Origin of the sequence: Streptomyces sp. NPDC058157, assembly GCF_042884105.1 — a bacterium.
Lineage (GTDB): Bacteria > Actinomycetota > Actinomycetes > Streptomycetales > Streptomycetaceae > Streptomyces.
This window is the reverse complement of the sequence record NZ_JBHVUQ010000036.1, coordinates 9,814-24,958: the sequence shown is the minus strand read 5'-3', so window position 1 is coordinate 24,958 and position 15,145 is coordinate 9,814. Positions and strand designations below refer to the sequence as shown.

The 15,145-nt window shown below is 72.9% G+C and carries 18 protein-coding genes; 6 read left to right on the top strand and 12 right to left on the bottom strand.

Annotation, left to right across the window (positions count from 1 at the left end):
* Positions 1-3: 3 nt before the first annotated feature.
* Positions 4-828, top strand: coding sequence for a VOC family protein (locus ACFVXK_RS12090; RefSeq protein ID WP_389611409.1), 825 nt, complete (start codon positions 4-6; stop codon positions 826-828).
* A 145-nt stretch (positions 829-973) separates the two neighbouring features.
* Here ACFVXK_RS12090 and ACFVXK_RS12085 read toward each other — a convergent pair whose 3' ends face one another.
* Positions 974-1,177, bottom strand: a complete 204-nt coding sequence (locus ACFVXK_RS12085; protein ID WP_358891603.1) for a hypothetical protein — start codon at positions 1,175-1,177, stop codon at positions 974-976.
* A 184-nt stretch (positions 1,178-1,361) separates the two neighbouring features.
* Here ACFVXK_RS12085 and ACFVXK_RS12080 point away from each other — a divergent pair, with 184 nt between their 5' ends.
* Positions 1,362-2,060, top strand: coding sequence for a DUF6882 domain-containing protein (locus ACFVXK_RS12080; RefSeq protein ID WP_389611408.1), 699 nt, complete (start codon positions 1,362-1,364; stop codon positions 2,058-2,060).
* 27 nt (positions 2,061-2,087) lie between these two features.
* On the opposite strand, the gene ACFVXK_RS12075 is transcribed toward ACFVXK_RS12080, so the two are convergent.
* The 3 genes from ACFVXK_RS12075 to ACFVXK_RS12065 form a co-directional block, all read right to left on the bottom strand.
* Positions 2,088-3,107, bottom strand: coding sequence for a helix-turn-helix domain-containing protein (locus tag ACFVXK_RS12075; RefSeq protein WP_389611407.1), 1,020 nt, complete (start codon positions 3,105-3,107; stop codon positions 2,088-2,090).
* Between the two features lie 274 nt (positions 3,108-3,381).
* Positions 3,382-4,053 carry a hypothetical protein gene (locus ACFVXK_RS12070; protein WP_389611406.1) on the bottom strand — a complete coding sequence of 224 codons (672 nt, stop codon included), beginning with the start codon at positions 4,051-4,053 and terminating at the stop codon, positions 3,382-3,384.
* Positions 4,054-4,262: 209 nt separating this feature from the next.
* Positions 4,263-4,739: a MarR family winged helix-turn-helix transcriptional regulator gene (locus tag ACFVXK_RS12065; RefSeq protein WP_389611405.1), complete on the bottom strand. Its 477-nt coding sequence runs from the start codon at positions 4,737-4,739 to the stop codon at positions 4,263-4,265.
* 69 nt (positions 4,740-4,808) lie between these two features.
* Between ACFVXK_RS12065 and ACFVXK_RS12060 the strand changes: the two genes are divergently transcribed.
* Entirely contained in the window at positions 4,809-5,132 is a 324-nt protein-coding gene (locus ACFVXK_RS12060) for an HGxxPAAW family protein (protein WP_389611404.1), read from the top strand.
* Here the strand turns inward: ACFVXK_RS12060 and ACFVXK_RS12055 are convergent.
* The 4 genes from ACFVXK_RS12055 to ACFVXK_RS12040 all read right to left on the bottom strand — a co-directional run bounded on the left by ACFVXK_RS12055 (position 5,122) and on the right by ACFVXK_RS12040 (position 9,660).
* A complete protein-coding gene (locus ACFVXK_RS12055; RefSeq protein ID WP_389611403.1) occupies positions 5,122-5,427 on the bottom strand; it encodes a hypothetical protein in 306 nt (101 codons plus the stop codon). The two genes, ACFVXK_RS12060 and ACFVXK_RS12055, sit on opposite strands and share 11 nt — an antisense overlap.
* Before the next feature lie 95 nt (positions 5,428-5,522).
* A complete protein-coding gene (locus ACFVXK_RS12050; RefSeq protein WP_389611402.1) occupies positions 5,523-5,972 on the bottom strand; it encodes a molybdopterin-dependent oxidoreductase in 450 nt (149 codons plus the stop codon).
* A gap of 80 nt (positions 5,973-6,052) precedes the next feature.
* Entirely contained in the window at positions 6,053-8,836 is a 2,784-nt protein-coding gene (locus ACFVXK_RS12045) for a molybdopterin-dependent oxidoreductase (protein ID WP_389611401.1), read from the bottom strand.
* Positions 8,833-9,660, bottom strand: a complete 828-nt coding sequence (locus ACFVXK_RS12040) for an FAD binding domain-containing protein (RefSeq protein ID WP_389611400.1) — start codon at positions 9,658-9,660, stop codon at positions 8,833-8,835. Before ACFVXK_RS12040 ends, ACFVXK_RS12045 begins: the two co-directional genes overlap by 4 nt.
* A 235-nt stretch (positions 9,661-9,895) precedes the next feature.
* Between ACFVXK_RS12040 and ACFVXK_RS12035 the strand changes: the two genes are divergently transcribed.
* A complete protein-coding gene (locus tag ACFVXK_RS12035; RefSeq protein WP_389611399.1) occupies positions 9,896-11,362 on the top strand; it encodes a PucR family transcriptional regulator in 1,467 nt (488 codons plus the stop codon).
* Positions 11,363-11,371: 9 nt separating this feature from the next.
* Here the strand turns inward: ACFVXK_RS12035 and ACFVXK_RS12030 are convergent, their stop codons facing one another.
* The 3 genes from ACFVXK_RS12030 to ACFVXK_RS12020 are packed head-to-tail and all read right to left on the bottom strand — an operon-like array spanning position 11,372 to position 13,148.
* Positions 11,372-11,815, bottom strand: coding sequence for a molybdopterin-binding protein (locus tag ACFVXK_RS12030; RefSeq protein WP_389611398.1), 444 nt, complete (start codon positions 11,813-11,815; stop codon positions 11,372-11,374).
* 49 nt (positions 11,816-11,864) lie between these two features.
* The gene (locus ACFVXK_RS12025) at positions 11,865-12,299 is read right to left on the bottom strand and encodes a MarR family transcriptional regulator (protein ID WP_389611397.1); all 435 of its coding nucleotides are present in this window, start codon (positions 12,297-12,299) and stop codon (positions 11,865-11,867) included.
* Positions 12,300-12,305: 6 nt separating this feature from the next.
* The gene (locus ACFVXK_RS12020; protein WP_389611396.1) at positions 12,306-13,148 is read right to left on the bottom strand and encodes an NAD(P)H-binding protein; all 843 of its coding nucleotides are present in this window, start codon (positions 13,146-13,148) and stop codon (positions 12,306-12,308) included.
* 125 nt (positions 13,149-13,273) lie between these two features.
* Here ACFVXK_RS12020 and ACFVXK_RS12015 point away from each other — a divergent pair, with 125 nt between their 5' ends.
* Positions 13,274-13,762 (top strand): MarR family winged helix-turn-helix transcriptional regulator, encoded by a 489-nt coding sequence (locus ACFVXK_RS12015; protein ID WP_389611395.1) that lies wholly within the window; start codon positions 13,274-13,276, stop codon positions 13,760-13,762.
* Positions 13,763-13,820: 58 nt separating this feature from the next.
* On the opposite strand, the gene ACFVXK_RS12010 is transcribed toward ACFVXK_RS12015, so the two are convergent.
* The gene (locus tag ACFVXK_RS12010; protein WP_389611394.1) at positions 13,821-14,381 is read right to left on the bottom strand and encodes a hypothetical protein; all 561 of its coding nucleotides are present in this window, start codon (positions 14,379-14,381) and stop codon (positions 13,821-13,823) included.
* A gap of 108 nt (positions 14,382-14,489) precedes the next feature.
* Between ACFVXK_RS12010 and ACFVXK_RS12005 the strand changes: the two genes are divergently transcribed.
* The gene (locus tag ACFVXK_RS12005) at positions 14,490-15,002 is read left to right on the top strand and encodes a PadR family transcriptional regulator (RefSeq protein ID WP_389611393.1); all 513 of its coding nucleotides are present in this window, start codon (positions 14,490-14,492) and stop codon (positions 15,000-15,002) included.
* Positions 15,003-15,145 lie beyond the last annotated feature (143 nt).

Genomic DNA, 15,145 nt, shown 5'->3' with positions numbered 1-15,145 from the left:
ACCATGGCCGAGTTCCCGGAAGGCACCCCCTGCTGGGTGGACGCGATGTTCACCGACGTGGAGGCCGCCAAGGAGTTCTACGCCGACGTACTGGGCTGGACCTTCGGTGAGGCCACCAGCGAGTACGGCAACTACACGCAGGCCTACTCCGGCGGCAAGGCGGTCGCGGCCGTCGTCCCGCCGATGCCGGGCGCCGACGCGCCCTCCCAGTGGTGCCTGTACTTCGCCTCGGACGACGCCGCCGCCACCGCCGAGAAGATCAAGGCCGCGGGCGGCACGCTGATGATGGAGCCGATGCAGGTCGGCACCTTCGGCACGATGGCGATCGCCAAGGAGCCCAGCGGAGCGGTCTTCGGGGTCTGGCAGCCGGGTGAGCACAAGGGCTTCGAGAAGCTGGGCGAGGCCGGCTCGTACGCCTGGGCCGAGCTCTACACCCGTGAGCCCGGTGAGGCCGATCCGTTCCTGGAGCGGGTCTTCCCGTACGAGTCCCGGCAGATGGAGACCGGCGGGGCCGAGTGCGACGACCCGGCGGCGGCCGGGATGGACTTCAAGATCTTCAGCGTGGGCGGCGCCGACCACCCGGTGCTGGGCCGGATGAAGATGGGCGACGAGTTCCCGCCGCAGGTCCCGTCCTACGTCCAGGTCTACTTCGGCGTCCCCAACTGCGACCTGGCGGTGGAGAAGACGAAGGCGCGGGGCGGGCTGCTGTACTTCGGCCCGATGGACAGCCCCTTCGGCCGCTTCGCCGCGCTCGGCGACCCGCAGGGCGCGGTGTTCGCCGTGATCGACATGGACACGCGGGTCGGGGAGATGCCGGAGTTCGCGTAGCGGAGGGCGGAGGGCGGAGGGCGGAGGGCGGAGGGCGGAGGGCGGAGGGGCGGGGGGGGGTGTGTGGGGGGGGGGGGGTGGGGGGGTGGGGGGTTGGGGCCGGGGCGCCCGTGGCCCCCGGTCGGGGCACGGGCGCCCGGGTGTCTCAGCTGACCCCGTAGACCACGTACGCCGGCTGCACCAGCGGTACGGCGGGCCACAGCAGCGGGGCGGGGGCCAGGGTGAGGACGAGGGGGTAGCCGGCCGGCGGCGGGAAGGGGACGGAGTTCTGCGCGGCCTGGGCGGGAATGCAGGTCAGGAGGCCGGCACCGAGAGCGAGCGCCGCGGCGGCGGCGATGTTCTTGATCATGCGTGCAGAGATAGTGGCTGTGCGTGACCGGCCGCCAGCCGAGGACACGCCGCGTCACCCGTCTGCCGGAACCGGTTCACCGCAGAAAGGTTTGACCGGCCCGGCCTTCACCCTGATGGGAGGCGCCCGTTCGGGTCCGGGCCCGTGGCGGGGGCCGGGCCGGGGGGTTCGTAGGGTTCGGCGCATGACGAATCGTTTCAGTGACGCGTTCCTGCTCGAGGCCGAACGGCATGCCGCCTGGGGGGCGGCGCAGCTGGAGGTGCTCACCTCCTTCCTGCCCGACGGTCCCTGGACCGCCGAGCTGTCCTCCTGCACGTACGAGCAGGGCGGGCTGGAGCTGCGCGTGGCCGTGCTCGGGACGTACGACATGGACGAGCGGTCCTGGATGTGGGGCTGGGCCAACCCGGGCTGGCGGGGCGCCGAGGTGGTCGCCCTCACGGAGACCGTCGAGCGGTACGGGCGGGCGCACGGGATACCCGAACTGACCGACGGACTCGTCGACCTGTCCGGGTTCGACGACCCGCACCGGGCGGCCGAGATGCTCGCCTTCACCGGGATGGGCGTGGCCGGGGCCCCCGGCTACCTGGGGCAGATGGCGGGGCCGGCCACCCGGGTCTACTTCCTGCCCGACGACCCGCGGGTCCCGCGGGCCGGGCTGGACCCGGTGACCCTGCCGCGGGTGCTGCTCACCGGCGCGGGGCTGATCGGCCATTCGGCACCGCAGGTCGTCCGCGGGTTCTTCGAGCACCACGGGCTGCCGTACCGGGTGGAGGGGCAGGGTGAGCGGATCGTGGCCGGGCTGCCGGACGGGAACGCGGTCGAGGTCGGGTTCGACGGGCTCGGGCGGATCTCGGGGGTGGGGGTCGACCGGATCAGCCGGTGACCGGGGCGGCCGCTCCGGCCCGGCGGCTCACGTGCAGCCCGCGCAGGTCCCGGGGACGGGGCTGCGGAAGGCCTTGTCGCACTTCGGGCAGGTCTGGAAGGGGTCCGGGGGGACGTAGGCGGGCCTGCGCGCGGCGGGCGGCAGGTCCGGGGGCTCCTGGGCGGTGAGGCGGTGGTGGATCAGGCCCGCCGGGTTGGTCAGCGGAATGGGGAGTCTCGCCGTGAGGACGCAGATCACCGCTTCCCTGGTGACCCCGCGTTCCAGCCAGGGTTCGAGCTGGGGGGCGAGGCGTTCGATGTCCTGGCGTCCGAGGAGCAGGCGGGGGTCGGCGCGGCGCAGTTCGGCGAGGACGGCCATGGCCGCCCGCCGGGCGGGGGTGGGTCCGGGAGCCGGTTGGGCGGCTGGTTCGGGGGGCGGCGCGGGGGCCGGTTCCCGTTCCAGGACGGGCTCCAGGACGGACTCCGGGTCAGGCTCCGGGTCCGGCACGGGCTCCGGCTCTGGGTCCGGCTCCTGCTCTGGGTCCGGCTTCGGTTCCGGCTCCGGGGCGGGCTTCGGTTCCGGTTCCGGGGCAGGCTTCGGTTCCGGCTCCGGGGCAGGCTTCGGTTCCGGCTCCGGGGTGGGCTCGGGTTCTGGCTCCGGCTTCGGTTCCGGCTCCGGTTCCGGGGCGGGGTGCTGTGGCGGAGGTGGCTGGGGTGGGCGGGTCGCCGCGGTCTTGGGGTGGTTGTAGGACACCGTATGGGTGACGAAGCGGCCGTCGGGCAGTTGTTCGCGGACCCGCTTCAGGTATCCGTACGCCTCCAGCTCGCGCAGCGCGGACGCGATGCGGATCTCGCCCTCGGGCAGGCGCCTGGCCAGGTCTTTGATGCCGATCGGGGCGCCGGACGGCAGCGACTGGATGTACGCGGCCAAGCCGCGGGCGGTCAGCGTGAGGTGCGGGTGCTGCGTCAGGTGGTTGCCGATGATGGTGTACCGGGTCGTGTGACGGACGTTGGAGTGACGAACGCCGTACGTGGCGCGCTCGGGCGCGCTAGGGTGCTCAGGAGCCATGGGAAGTGGTGTGTACTTCCTACTTGGTCAGGCCCTCGTCCGGGATTGCCGTCCCGGCGGGGGCCGTCTTCGTTTGTGGGGTGGTCGGGGCGAGCATATGCCCGGCAACCCGGCCGAAATCCAGCTGAGTTGGACTTCTTCACCCGTGTGAGTGAGATGGCCCTGCGCGGGAGGCTGGTGGGGTGGGGAGAGGTTCTTTCTCCGGTACTTGCGAAGCAAAAGAAACGTACGGGCGCACCGGATCGCGTTCTCCCACAACCCGGTTGACCTCCGGTCAGATGCTGCGGGCGGTGATGTCGCCGTAGGCGGTGGTGGCGCGGATGGTGAGGGCGGCGGCGGGGCCGTCGGTGTTGTTCAGGGCGTTGTGGATGCGGCCGTAGCCGGTGCCGGCGTCGAGGGTGGCGGAGACCCCGCGGGCGGCTCCGACCGTGATGGCGCCGTGCTGGGTGGAGAGGGTGACCGCTCCCTTGGCGGCCTCGGCGACGGTGATGTCGCCCTTCTGCGTGCTGATCTCCGCCGGGCCGTTCAGCCGGCCGAGCACGACGTCGCCGGCCTGGACGGTCAGCCGCGCGGAGCCGGCCTCGTCCAGCTTGACCTGGGCCTGCGCGCCCTCGAAGACGACCGTCCCGAGCCGTCCGACGCCCCGGAGGTCGGCCGCGGCCGCCTTCGCCTCGACGTGGGAGCCGGCCGGCAGCTGCACGGTCACCTCGACGGCGCCGGAGCTGCCGAGGAGGCGGTTCTTCGCGGGGGCGGCCGCGATCCGCAGCACGCCGTCGCGGAAGTCCACCGTGATCTGCTCGGCCGCCTTCACGTCGCGGCTCTTGGCGGGGTTGGCGGGGCGGACCTCGACGGTGGCGTCGGAGCGGTCCGCGGCGATCAGCTGGACGAGTCCGGCCGGGATGTCGAGGACGGCCGAGACGGGGGCGGTGACGGCGAACTTCTGCATCGTGGTCTCCTGCGCTGGGCGGTTGCTCCGTCTTGTTTCTTACATGGGAAACGCTATGTTGCGTTCAAGGGCATGGCAACAGAGTGGCGGTACTGAAGTGAAGTACATGCAGGTCAGAGCCGAGAAATCGTTGCAGTGAGCCTGCGGTTTAACGCAACGAACCTGATGCGAACGTTGCAATGAACTGAGGTGAACGCCACGTCCCGGGCTCAGGGGCCGCAGGACTCCGCAAGGTACGTCGCGGCCAGGGTGCCGGCCCGCGTGAACCAGTCGTTCAGCACCGCGACCTCCTCCGGGCTGTACGTCGCGAACAGCTGCGCCAGGAGCGCGTAGTACGGCTCGTACACGTCGCGGACGCGCTGCGCGGCCTCGGGCACGGCGACCACGCGCACGCGGCGGCCGTCGGCGGGGTCGGGTTGCCGGGTCACGTACCCGCCGCGCTCCAGCCGGTTGACGATGCCGGTCACGGCGCCGGTGGTGACGTGCGCGCGGGCGGCGAGGTCGCCGGCGGTGACGGGGGCGTCCCCGGCCTGGAGGACGTACGCGAAGCAGATGAGGTCCGTCGGGCTGAGGCCCAGGTTCCGGGCGAACTCCTGCTGGGCCACCATGCTCGTCGCGATCAGGTCGTCCATCGCGCCGATCGCGGCCGGGATGGACGCGTCGGGGCGGGGCGTGCTGCCCTCCATTGAAAATCCCTTAGTGCCTAAGATAAATTGCTTACTGACTAAGACATCATAGGTCGACAGGGGTGACGTATGAGCGCGCACGGATACGACGAGGGCCACACGGTCGCCGGCTGGTCGGGGACCGCCGTCGCCTGCGCCGGGGCCGCGGTGCTCGGCCTGGGGGTGGTCGGCTGGACGCCCGGGATATGGATCGGGATCGCCGTGGTGGCGGCGGCCGCGGTGCTCACCTGGGTGCTGCACCTGACGGGCTGGGGCAAGGGGCCCGGCCCGCGCCCGAAGGAGCACTGGCCCATGGGCGCCCGCGACCGCACCGCGCGCGAGGGGCACACCGGGTGCCTCGGGTGCCGCATGGCCGGCCGGCGGCCCGCGGCCGCCGGGGCCGTCAGTCGATGAAGACGCTCCGGCCGCGCCCGATGGCGGTCCGGCCCGGATTGATCTGCTGCACCACCTGGTCGTCGCAGTCCGTGCCGGACCACACGAACGCCACCTCGTCCGTGTGGTTGGCGACCCTCGGCGGCGCGAAGTCGCCCAGCCGGTAGCAGCCCGACGGGTCCTCGTGCTCCGTTCCGTCGATGACCAGGACCCCCGTCGCCGCCTGCGCCGTGCCCGCCGGGCCGGCCAGTGCCAGCAGTGCCGCCGCCGCGCACGCTCCCAGGGCCTTCCCCGCACGCCGTGCCGTTCGCCTCATCCGTCCGTCCGCCTCTCGACCCGCGCGACCAGCTGTCGTCACGGATGGTAGCGAAGGGTGGCGATGGGTGATCGGAGGTGGCGGCGGCGCGTGTGTCAGACGCCGATGAGCGCCGGGACGTCCAGGGTGCCGAACCAGACGTGGGTCACCGCGCTGACGTAGCGGGCCCCGCAGCGGTCGGACGGGACCACCAGCTGGCTGCCGGGGCCGTCGAGCTCCTCCCCGTCGAGGCGGGTGGCCAGCAGGACCGGGCTGCCGCAGAAGTCGTCGTCCAGTTCCGCCCAGGACAGGACGGTGTGGTGGCCGTCGCCGCCGCTGACCGCCAGGAGGTAGCGGCCACGGTCCTTGCGGCGGCGGGCGTCGAAGACGGGGCCGGCGCCGGAGATGACGTCCCGCAGCAGCGCGCCCTCGAAGACGTGGTGCTGCGGGCCGTTCGTCGCACAGTCGAAGACGACCTTCGCCTGGTGCTGCGGCCATCGCCGCAGGTCGGCGACGGTCAGCGTCGCCGGGTGGTCGAGGTCGCCGTGCAGCAGGAGTGAGGCCATGGGGCAGTCATGCCCGGCTGGAGCGGCGCTGGAACCTCATCTGCCAGGTTAGGAGGCTCCTCCGAGTTGCACCTGTGTGATCAATCGTCGTTTCCGCCTTGCAGCTTCTGGTGGATTGCCCGCCACACCACATCACGTGTCACCGGCAGCTCGGTGAAGCGGATCCCCGTCGCGTTCCGCAGCGCGTTCGTGAAGGCCGGGGCCACCGGGTTGAAGGGGCTCTCGCTCATGGACTTGGCGCCCAGCGGGCCGATCGCGTCCGAGGTCTCCATGAAGTGGACCTCCGTGCGCGGGACGTCCGCGTACTGCGGGAGCCGGTAGCGGCGGAAGGCGGCCGTGGTGACCTCCCCGCGCTCGTCCACCCGTACGGTCTCGAACAGCGTGGCGCCCAGCGCCTGGGCCACCCCGCCCTCCACCTGGCCCCGGCACTGCATCGGGTTCATGACCTTGCCCGCGTCCGCCGCGTGCACGCTGCGCAGGATCCTCATCTCGCCCGTGTCCGGGTCCACGGCGAGGCGGAACCACTGGGCGTTGAAGGCGACCGAGCGCGGGGAGCCGCCCCAGTGGCCGTCCGCCGCGACCTCCTCCAGCGCGCCCCGGTCCCACGCGGCCTCGTACAGCTCCTTGAGGGTGACGACCCGGCCCGCGCAGTCGAAGGCCTCGGCCTCCAGCCGGCACAGGTGCCGGGCCACGCCGGTGTGGCGGGCGGCGAAGGTCTTCAGGCGCTCCGCCAGCGAAGTGGCCGCGAGCAGCACGGCCTTGCCCGCCACCACCGTGCCGGCCGAGCCGAACGCGCCGGTGTCGTGGCGGACCACGTCGGTGTCGGACTGGCGGACGGTGATCCGGTCGACCGTGGTGTTCAGGGCGCCCGCGGTGATCTGCTTGTGGACGGTGGTGGTGCCGTTGCCGAACTCCGCCGTGCCCACCGCGATGTCGTACGTGCCGTCGCGCAGCAGGCTGACCCGGGCGTCGGCGAAGTGGCCGCCGGGCGGCCCGGTCGCGATCATGGCGACGGCCGATCCGGTGCCGGTGAGCCAGCCCTCGGGGACGTCCTCGTGGCTGCGGTCCTCGGCCTCGGCCCGGCGGACGATGTCCATGCACTGCTTCATCCCGTACGAGGCGATGAAGAGGTCCTCCTCGTGGCCGATCGGGGTCACCATGTGGTCGCCGGCGCCGATGACGTTCTTCTCGCGCAGTTCCAGGGGGTCCATGCCGAGGCGCAGGGCGAGCTCGTCCATCACCGATTCGAGGGCGAAGAGGACCTGGCCCAGGCCGTAGCCGCGGAAGGCGCCCGCCGGCACGGTGTTGGTGTAGACGGAATACGCCTCCACCTCCTTGTTCGGCGCCTTGTAGACGGCGAAGGACTCGCCCGCGCTGTGGAACATGACGGCCGGGCCGTGGTTCCCGTAGGCGCCCGTGTTGGAGACGATGCGGATGCGCAGGGCGGTGAGCGTGCCGTCCCGCTTCGCCCCGATCTTGATGGTGATCTTGAACGGGTGGCGGGTGGTGGCCCCGTAGAACTGCTCGGCCCGGGTGAATTCGAGCTTCACCGGGCGGCGCAGCTTCAGGGCGGCGAGGACCACGACGTCCTCGGTGAGCATCTCCTGCTTGCCGCCGAAGCCGCCGCCCACGCGGCCCGCGACGACGCGCACCTCGTCCTCGTTCAGGTCGAACAGGGCGCACAGGGCCCGCCGGGTGAGGAAGGGGGCCTGGCTGGAGGTGCGGACGGTGACGCGTTCGCCGTCGCCCTCCTCCTTGGGCTCGAAGTACGCCACGCAGCCGTGGGTCTCCAGGCTGGCGTGCTGCACGCGCTGGGTCCGGAACGTCTCCTCGTGGACGACGTCCGCCTCCGCGTATCCCCGCTCCATGTCGCCGATCGTGCCGTGGACCTCGCCGCACACGTTGTTCTCGGCGCGGAAGATCCCCGACTCGGGGCCCTTGGGGTGCAGGACCGGCGCGCCGGGCAGCATCGCCTCCTCCGGGTCGACGACGTACGGGAGTTCCTCGTACGTGACGACCACGCGCCGGCAGCCCTCCTCGGCGGCCTGCTCGCTGTCGGCGACCACGGCCGCCACGCGCTGGCCGACGAAGCGGACCACGTCGTCCAGGACCCGGGTGTCCATCGGGTCCTCGGTGGGGTGCTCGTGGCGGGCGGAGGAGTACAGGTGGTCGGGGGCGTCGTGGTGGGTGAACACGGCGTGCACGCCGGGGACCTGGAGGGCCTCGCGGATGTCGATGTCGACGATGCGGGCGTGCGGGTGCGGGGAGCGCAGCAGTTTCATGTGCAGCATCCCGGGCACCTCGACGTCGAAGGTGTAGCGGGCGGTGCCGGTGACGACCTGGGGGCCGGCCGGGGCGCCCGGGCTGCGGCCGACGGCCTGGCCCGCCTCGGGCTCCTCGATGTGCTTCACCCCGCGGACGGCGTCCTCGATGGCCCGGTAGCCGGTGCAGCGGCAGATGTTGCCCTTGAAGGCGCGCGGGAGGTCGTCGAGCTTGCCGTCGTCGTGGGCGGTGCCCCGCTCGGCCTGGAGGGCGGAGGTGGTCATCAGGAACCCGGCGGTGCAGAAGCCGCACTGGAAGCCCTGGGCCTCCAGGAACTGCCGCTGCGCCGGGTGGAGGTCCCCGCACGGGGAGGCGAGGCCCTCGACGGTGGTGACGGAGCGGCCCTCGGCGCGGACGGCGGGGTAGAGGCAGCTGTGCACCGGCTGCCCGTCGACGTGGACGGTGCAGGCCCCGCAGTCGCCCTGGTCGCAGCCCTTCTTGACGCCGAACCAGCCGCGTTCGCGCAGGTAGGTGCGCAGGCACTGGCCCGCTCGGGGCTCGTCCTCGAAGCGCTGCCTGTTGATCTCGATCTCGTAGCTCATCGGGGTCCCTCCGGGAGGCAGAGTTCGCGGCGGACCTGCTCGGCCTGGAGCAGGGCCATGTGCCGCCGCCACTCGGGCAGTCCGTGGATGTCGTCGAACCACTCGCCGGGGCGGACGGCGGAGTCGATCGCCTCACGGAGTTCGGCCGCGGTGGGCGGCAGCGCGAACCAGAAGCGGAACGGGCGGGTGGTCGCGGCGGAGACGGTGACGGCGAGGGAGCCGTCCTGGGGGTCGGCGGCCCCGATCACCAGGGAGCCGGAGCGGCCGAGACCGTAGAGGGAGGCCTGACGGAAGGCGGTGCGGGCCTCCAGCGCGCGGGCGGGCAGGCGGACCGAGCGCAGCATCTCGCCGTCGCGCAGGTCCTTGACGCCGGCGCCGCGGATGAACTCGGTGACGGGCATGCGGCGGGTGGCGCCGTCCTGGCCCTGGAGCAGCACGGTGCCGTCGAGGGCGGCGGTCAGGGAGATGACCGGGCCGGCCGGGAGGGCGTTGCAGAGGTTCCCGCCGACGGTGGCCATGTTCCAGATCTTGAAGCTGGCCAGGAAGGCCCGGCAGCACTGCTCGAACAGCGGGGCGGCGGTGGCGGGCAGGGTGCGGCCGAAGCGGGACAGCTCGGTGATGGTGCAGGTCGCGGCGATGTCGAGGGAGCCGTCGGGCTGCCAGGACAGCGGCGGCCAGCCCATCCGGGACAGGTCGACCAGGCGGCGGACGTGGGGCTGCGGCTCGGAGAACAGGTAGGTGCCCCCGCCGAGGAAGGCGTCGCCGGGGCGCCAGGGTTCGCGGCGGCGGGCATCGCGCACGTCGAGCACCGTGTTGAGGTCCATTTCGCGCCACCAGCCTCTCTGTCGTCCGGGGCGTACGCCTCAGTGAAGCAACGGCGAAGGGGGCGAAACGACTGGTCCAGGCCACGGAAACGAACGAGTCCCGGCGGGATGTCCCTGGATGATTGACCAAGGGGCACAGACAGGGCATAGGCGGGCGCTGTCCTTGCATTTACGATGAGGTTCCTCGTATTCACCTGGCGAATGTGGGTGACCCCCACCGCAAGGAGTCCCTGCCATGCACGTCCTCGACCTGCTCCAGTCCGACAATCTCGGCCTCACCCTGCTCTGGGGCGAAGAAACGCTTCTCGGCCAGGAGGTCAGCGGGGTCACCGCCACCGACCTGGAGGACCCGGGCCGCTTCCTGGGGCCCGGCGAGCTCGTGCTGAGCGGGCTGGTGTGGTGGACGGACGGCGACCTGGTGAAGGCGGACCGGTTCGTCTCCGCCCTCGCCGACGCCGGGGCCACCGCCCTGCTGGCCGGCGAGGAGACCCACGGGCGGGTCCCCGAGGCCCTCGTGGAGGCCTGCCGGGCGTACCGGGTGCCGATCGTGGCCGTCCCGGCGCGGACCAGCTTCCGGGCCGTCACCGAGGCCGTGTACCTCAGGCACTGGGGAGACCTCAGCCGCCGGCCCACCCGCACCTTCGCCCTCCCCGCGAACGTGCGCGCCGAGCTGAGCCGGCTGCTGGAGAACGGCGCCGGGCCCGGCGAGCTCCTGGAGCGGGCCTGCGCGCACCTGGGCCGGGTGGACTGCCACCTGCTCACCGCGAGCGGGCGCACCGTGGCCCGGACGCCCTCCGCCGCGGCGATCCCCGCCCAGCGGGCGGCGTCCCCCTCACGGGGCGGGCTCACGCTGCGCATCGAGGCCGACGGCTCCCCGTACGACGCCTGGCAGCTCCACGTCCCCGACGCGGACGCGGCGCCCCCGCGCGTGCTGCACGAGATCGCCGAGGTGCTGGCCCAGCACCGCGACGGGCCCGCCCACCGCCGGACCGCCGCCGCCCGGGCGGCCGGACGGCAGCTGGCCGGGCTGCTGGCCTCCGACTGCGAACCGGCCGCGCTGGAGGAGGCCCTCACCGCCGCGGGACTGCCCGCACGCGGGCCGTACCGGGTGCTGGCGGCGACCTCCGGCCCGGCCCTGGCCGAGGCCCTCGCGCACGCGGACGGGCTGCCGTGGGCGCTGGGCGAGGCGCCCGGCGGCGAAGCCGTGGCCGTCGTGTACGAGGACCCGCGCGCGGAGAGCGACACGGTGGCCGGGCTGCGTGCCCTGTGGCCGCTGCTCCAGGTCTGCGGCGGCCCGGAGGCCGACCTGCGCCTGGGCGCGGGCGCCGCCGCGGCCGGCCCGGAGGACCTGCGGGCCTCCCTGACCCAGGCCCGCTTCGCGCTGACGGCCGCCGACGCGGTCGCCCCCGTGCGGGGCGTGGAGCAACTGGACACCCTGGGCGGGCTGATGGCCGGGGTGCCCGAGGAGGTGCGGGCGGTGTTCGGCGAGCGGGTGCTGGGCGCGCTCGGGGACGGGATGCTGCGGGAGACCCTGGAGGTCTTCCTGGCCAACAACTGCTCCTGGGCCCGGACCGCGCAGGCCCTCCACCTGCACGTCAACACCGTGCACTACCGGATGGAACGGGTGCAGGTCCTGACCGGCCGCGACCTCTCCCGCCTGGACCACAAGCTGGACCTGTACGCGGCCCTCCGCTGCCGCTGACCGAAGCCCCTACGACCCGCCGGGCGCCCCGGACCCGCCGGGGCCCTTGGGTGCGAGGGGCACGTCCACGTACACCTCCGTCGACTTCACCCGGGCGGTGACGCTGGCGCCCACCTCGATGCCCAGCTGCTCCACCGACTCCCGGGTCACCACGGAGACGATCCGGTGCGGACCCGACTGGATCTCCACCAGGGCCGCCACGTCGTCCACCCGCACCGCGGTGACGATCCCCGCGAAGGAGTTCCGTACGGAGGTGGCCGCGGCGCGCTCGGGCAGCGGGTGCAGTCCGGCGGCGCGTTCCTTGGCGAAGGCGGCGAGCGCCGGCCCGTCGACGGCCCGCGTGCCGTCGGGCGCGCGCAGGGCGGGCAGCCGCCCGGAGTCGGCCCAGCGGCGGACGGTCTCGGGACTCACGCGCAGCAGACCGGCGGCCTGACCGATGGAGTACGTGGGCACCCGCCCACCCTATCGGCGGCCCCCCGCGACCCGGCCGGGGGCGGAGCGCTCACGCGGCCCTCTCCAGGTTGCGCGTCATGCGCTCCAGCACGCTGACGGCGGTCCGGTACTCCTCGGCGGATATGCCCGCCGTCGACAGCTCCCGGAACGCCCCGATCCGCGCACCTGCCTCGGCGAGGCGGTCCCGGCCGGCGTCGGTGAGGGCGAGCCGCCCCGGCTGCGGGCGCACGGCCCAGCCGCCCGCGAGCACCGCCTCGACGGCGGCGGTCAGGGCCCCGGCGTCGGCGTTGGCCGCGAGGACGGCCCGCACGCGGGTGTCGCCTGCCTCCGGATCGTCCGCGGGGCCGTCGAGGACGTCGAGGACGTTGAGGACGTTGAGGACCTGCCAGGTGAGCCGGGTGAGGCCGAGGTCCGCCAGCAAGGCGTCCATCGTGGCGGTCAGGGCCCGGTCGGTGCGGCACAGCCAGTGTCCGATGGGTTTCATGGCGGGTCAGCTCCCGGCGAAGGCAGAGGCGTTCTCGGCGGCCCACTGCGCGTAGGTGCGGGCGGGACGGCCGAGCAGGGAGGCGGTGGTGTCGGCGACGACGGCGGGCCCGTGGCTCGCGGCGGCCCACAGGTCGAGCAGCGAGCCGGCCACCCGCGCGGGCATGAAGGACGACATCTGCCGCTCGGCGGCCTCACGGGATATCCGCTCGACCGGGATCTCCCGGCCGACGGCCCCGGAGAGGACGGAGAGCTGTGCGCGGAAGCTGAGCGACTCCGGGCCGGTGAGGGTGACGGCGCGGCCCCTGAGGGAGCCGCCGGTCAGGGCCTCGAAGGCGATGTCGGCGATGTCCTCGGGGTGGATGGGCGCGATCTGCGCGTCGGGGTAGGCCAGCTGGACCGGCATCGACCGGCCGATGGGGTAGGCCCAGGCGAAGGAGTTGCTCGCGAAGGCGTCCGGACGCAGGAAGGTGCAGGTCAGCGAGGAGGCCGTGAGGGCGCGCTCGACCGTGAGGCTGTGGCCGGCGAGCGGGTCGGTCTCGGCGTCCGGGCCGAGGACCGAAGAGGAGGACAGCAGCACGACGTGCTCCACGCCGGCGGCCTCGGCGGCCTCGACCAGCTCCTGGATCCCGGACGGCTCGGGGTAGAGGAAGACCTGCCGGACGCCGTCCAGCGCGGCGGCGAAGGTCTCGGGCCGGTCGAGGGCGAGTTCGAGGACCTCGACGCCGGCCGGGACGGTCGTTTCGGCCGGGCGGGCGCCGGCGGCGCGGACGGGGTGGCCGGCGGAGTGCAGGCGGGCGATGACGCCCTGGCCGACCTTGCCGCGGGCACCGGTGATGAGAGTGGTCATGGGGAGGCTCCGTTCCGCTCGTCCTGACACGCCGTAATCATTGACTGAAGACATATGCATGCTGACACGCACACGTTTTCATGTCAACACATGTCTGCGGAGAGTCACGTAGATACGATGGGGCCATGAAGAATCACGAGGCGGAGTCGGCCGTCGAGGCCGCCGTGGCCGATGAGCTGCTGAACGCCGTGGGCCCCGCCTTCGGGAAGCTGCGCCGCTCCTCGCTCCTGGACGTCGAGGACCCGATCTCCCCGAAGGACCTCAGCCGGACCCTCGTGCTCAACGTGGTCCTGGAGATCGCCCAGGACGGCGACCGCGAGGTCACCGTCGGCGCCGTCGGCTCCCACCTGGGCGTGGACCCCTCGGTGGCCAGCCGCATGGTCTCCGACTGCATCTCCGCCGGCTACCTGGTTCGCGCCGCCTCGCAGCGCGACGGCCGCCGTACGGTCCTGCACCTCAGCCCCGGCGGCGAGGAGCTGATGGCCCGCTTCCGCCGCCACCAGCGCTCGGCGTACGAGTACATCACCGCCGACTGGAGCGAGCGCGACCGGCTGGAGCTCGCCCGCCTGATGGTCAGGTACGTCGCCTCCCAGGAGGCCCTCCGCCGCACGTAGCCGCACGTAGTCGCACGTGGCCGCACGTGGCCGCACGTGGCCGGACTCGCCCCGCCGCTCAGCGGGCGGCGGCGGCGGCGTTCGTGCGCAGCGAGGCGACGTAGCGGTTGGTGAAGACCATCGGCAGGACGAAACCGGCGGCCTGCACCGCCGTGGCCGTCGTCGAGTGCCCCTGACCCGCGTGGGCGAGGAGCGCGAGGGCCCCGGCGGTCAGGGCGAAGGCGGCCGTCCAGGCGCGGGTGACGACCGTGTTGGCCCGGATGAAGGGCCGCAGTCCCCAGACCTCGCGCGGAGTGGTGCGCTTGGCGATGCCCAGCGTGAACGGCCGGCGGATCAGCAGCGAGACCGCGGCGACCAGCGCCAGGGCGCCCGAGGAGAGGGCCGCCGAGTAGGCGTGCACGCCCGAGTGCGGGTCGGCGAAGGCGATGCCCGCCAGGGCCGCGAAGAAGACCGCCGAGCCCGTCTCGATGATCAGCGAGTCGAAGCCCGCCCCCTCCCGGCGCTGCTGGAGGACCACCGCCACCGCGGCCACCAGTGCGGCGAGCGCGCCCCACTGCCACTGGGCGGACGGGACGACCGCGAAGACGATCCACGGGAGGAAGGTGCGCACGTACGACATCGAAGACCCCCGACTGCTGCTGTTGCCGCTCTGACATTCCTGTTCTGACATGTCGAAGGTAGACCTTCCAAAACTGACATGTCAAGAATGGAATGTAAGGTGAGGGGCATGAGCCTTCGACACGCCCTCCTCGGACTCCTCTCCGAACGCCCGGCCAGCGGCTACGACCTGCTCAAGCGCTTCGAGACCTCACTGGCGAACGTCTGGCCCGCCACCCAGAGCCAGATGTACGGCGAACTGGGCAAACTCGCCGCCGCCGGGTTGATCGGCGTCTCGGCGGAAGGCCCGCGCGGCCGCAAGGAGTACACCCTCACCGACGAGGGCCTGGCCGAACTGCGCCACTGGCTGACGGAGACCAAGCCGCAGCGCTCCACCCGCAGCGACATCCTGCTGCGGGTCTTCTTCCTCGGGGTCCTGACCCCCGAGCAGGCGAGCACGTACCTGACCGGCCTGATGGAGCTCTCCGACCAGGAGTACGAGGCCCTGCGCGCCCTGGAGCGGTCGATCGACTGGGGCGAGGACGCGCTGTCGGTGCACGGCCGGATCGCCCTGGAGTACGGCCTCCGCTTCAACGCGATGCGCCGCGACTGGGCCCGCTGGGCGGCCACCCAGCTCGGCTAGGGGGTGGGCCCGGCGTTCAGAACTCGCCGCCCACCACGAAGGCGTTGAACGGGAAGGGGGCGGTCCGCGGTCGCGGTGCCGCCCCATACCTAAACCCGGGGGCGGTTAATGGCCCCCCACGCGGTACCGGACGAGAAACCGCT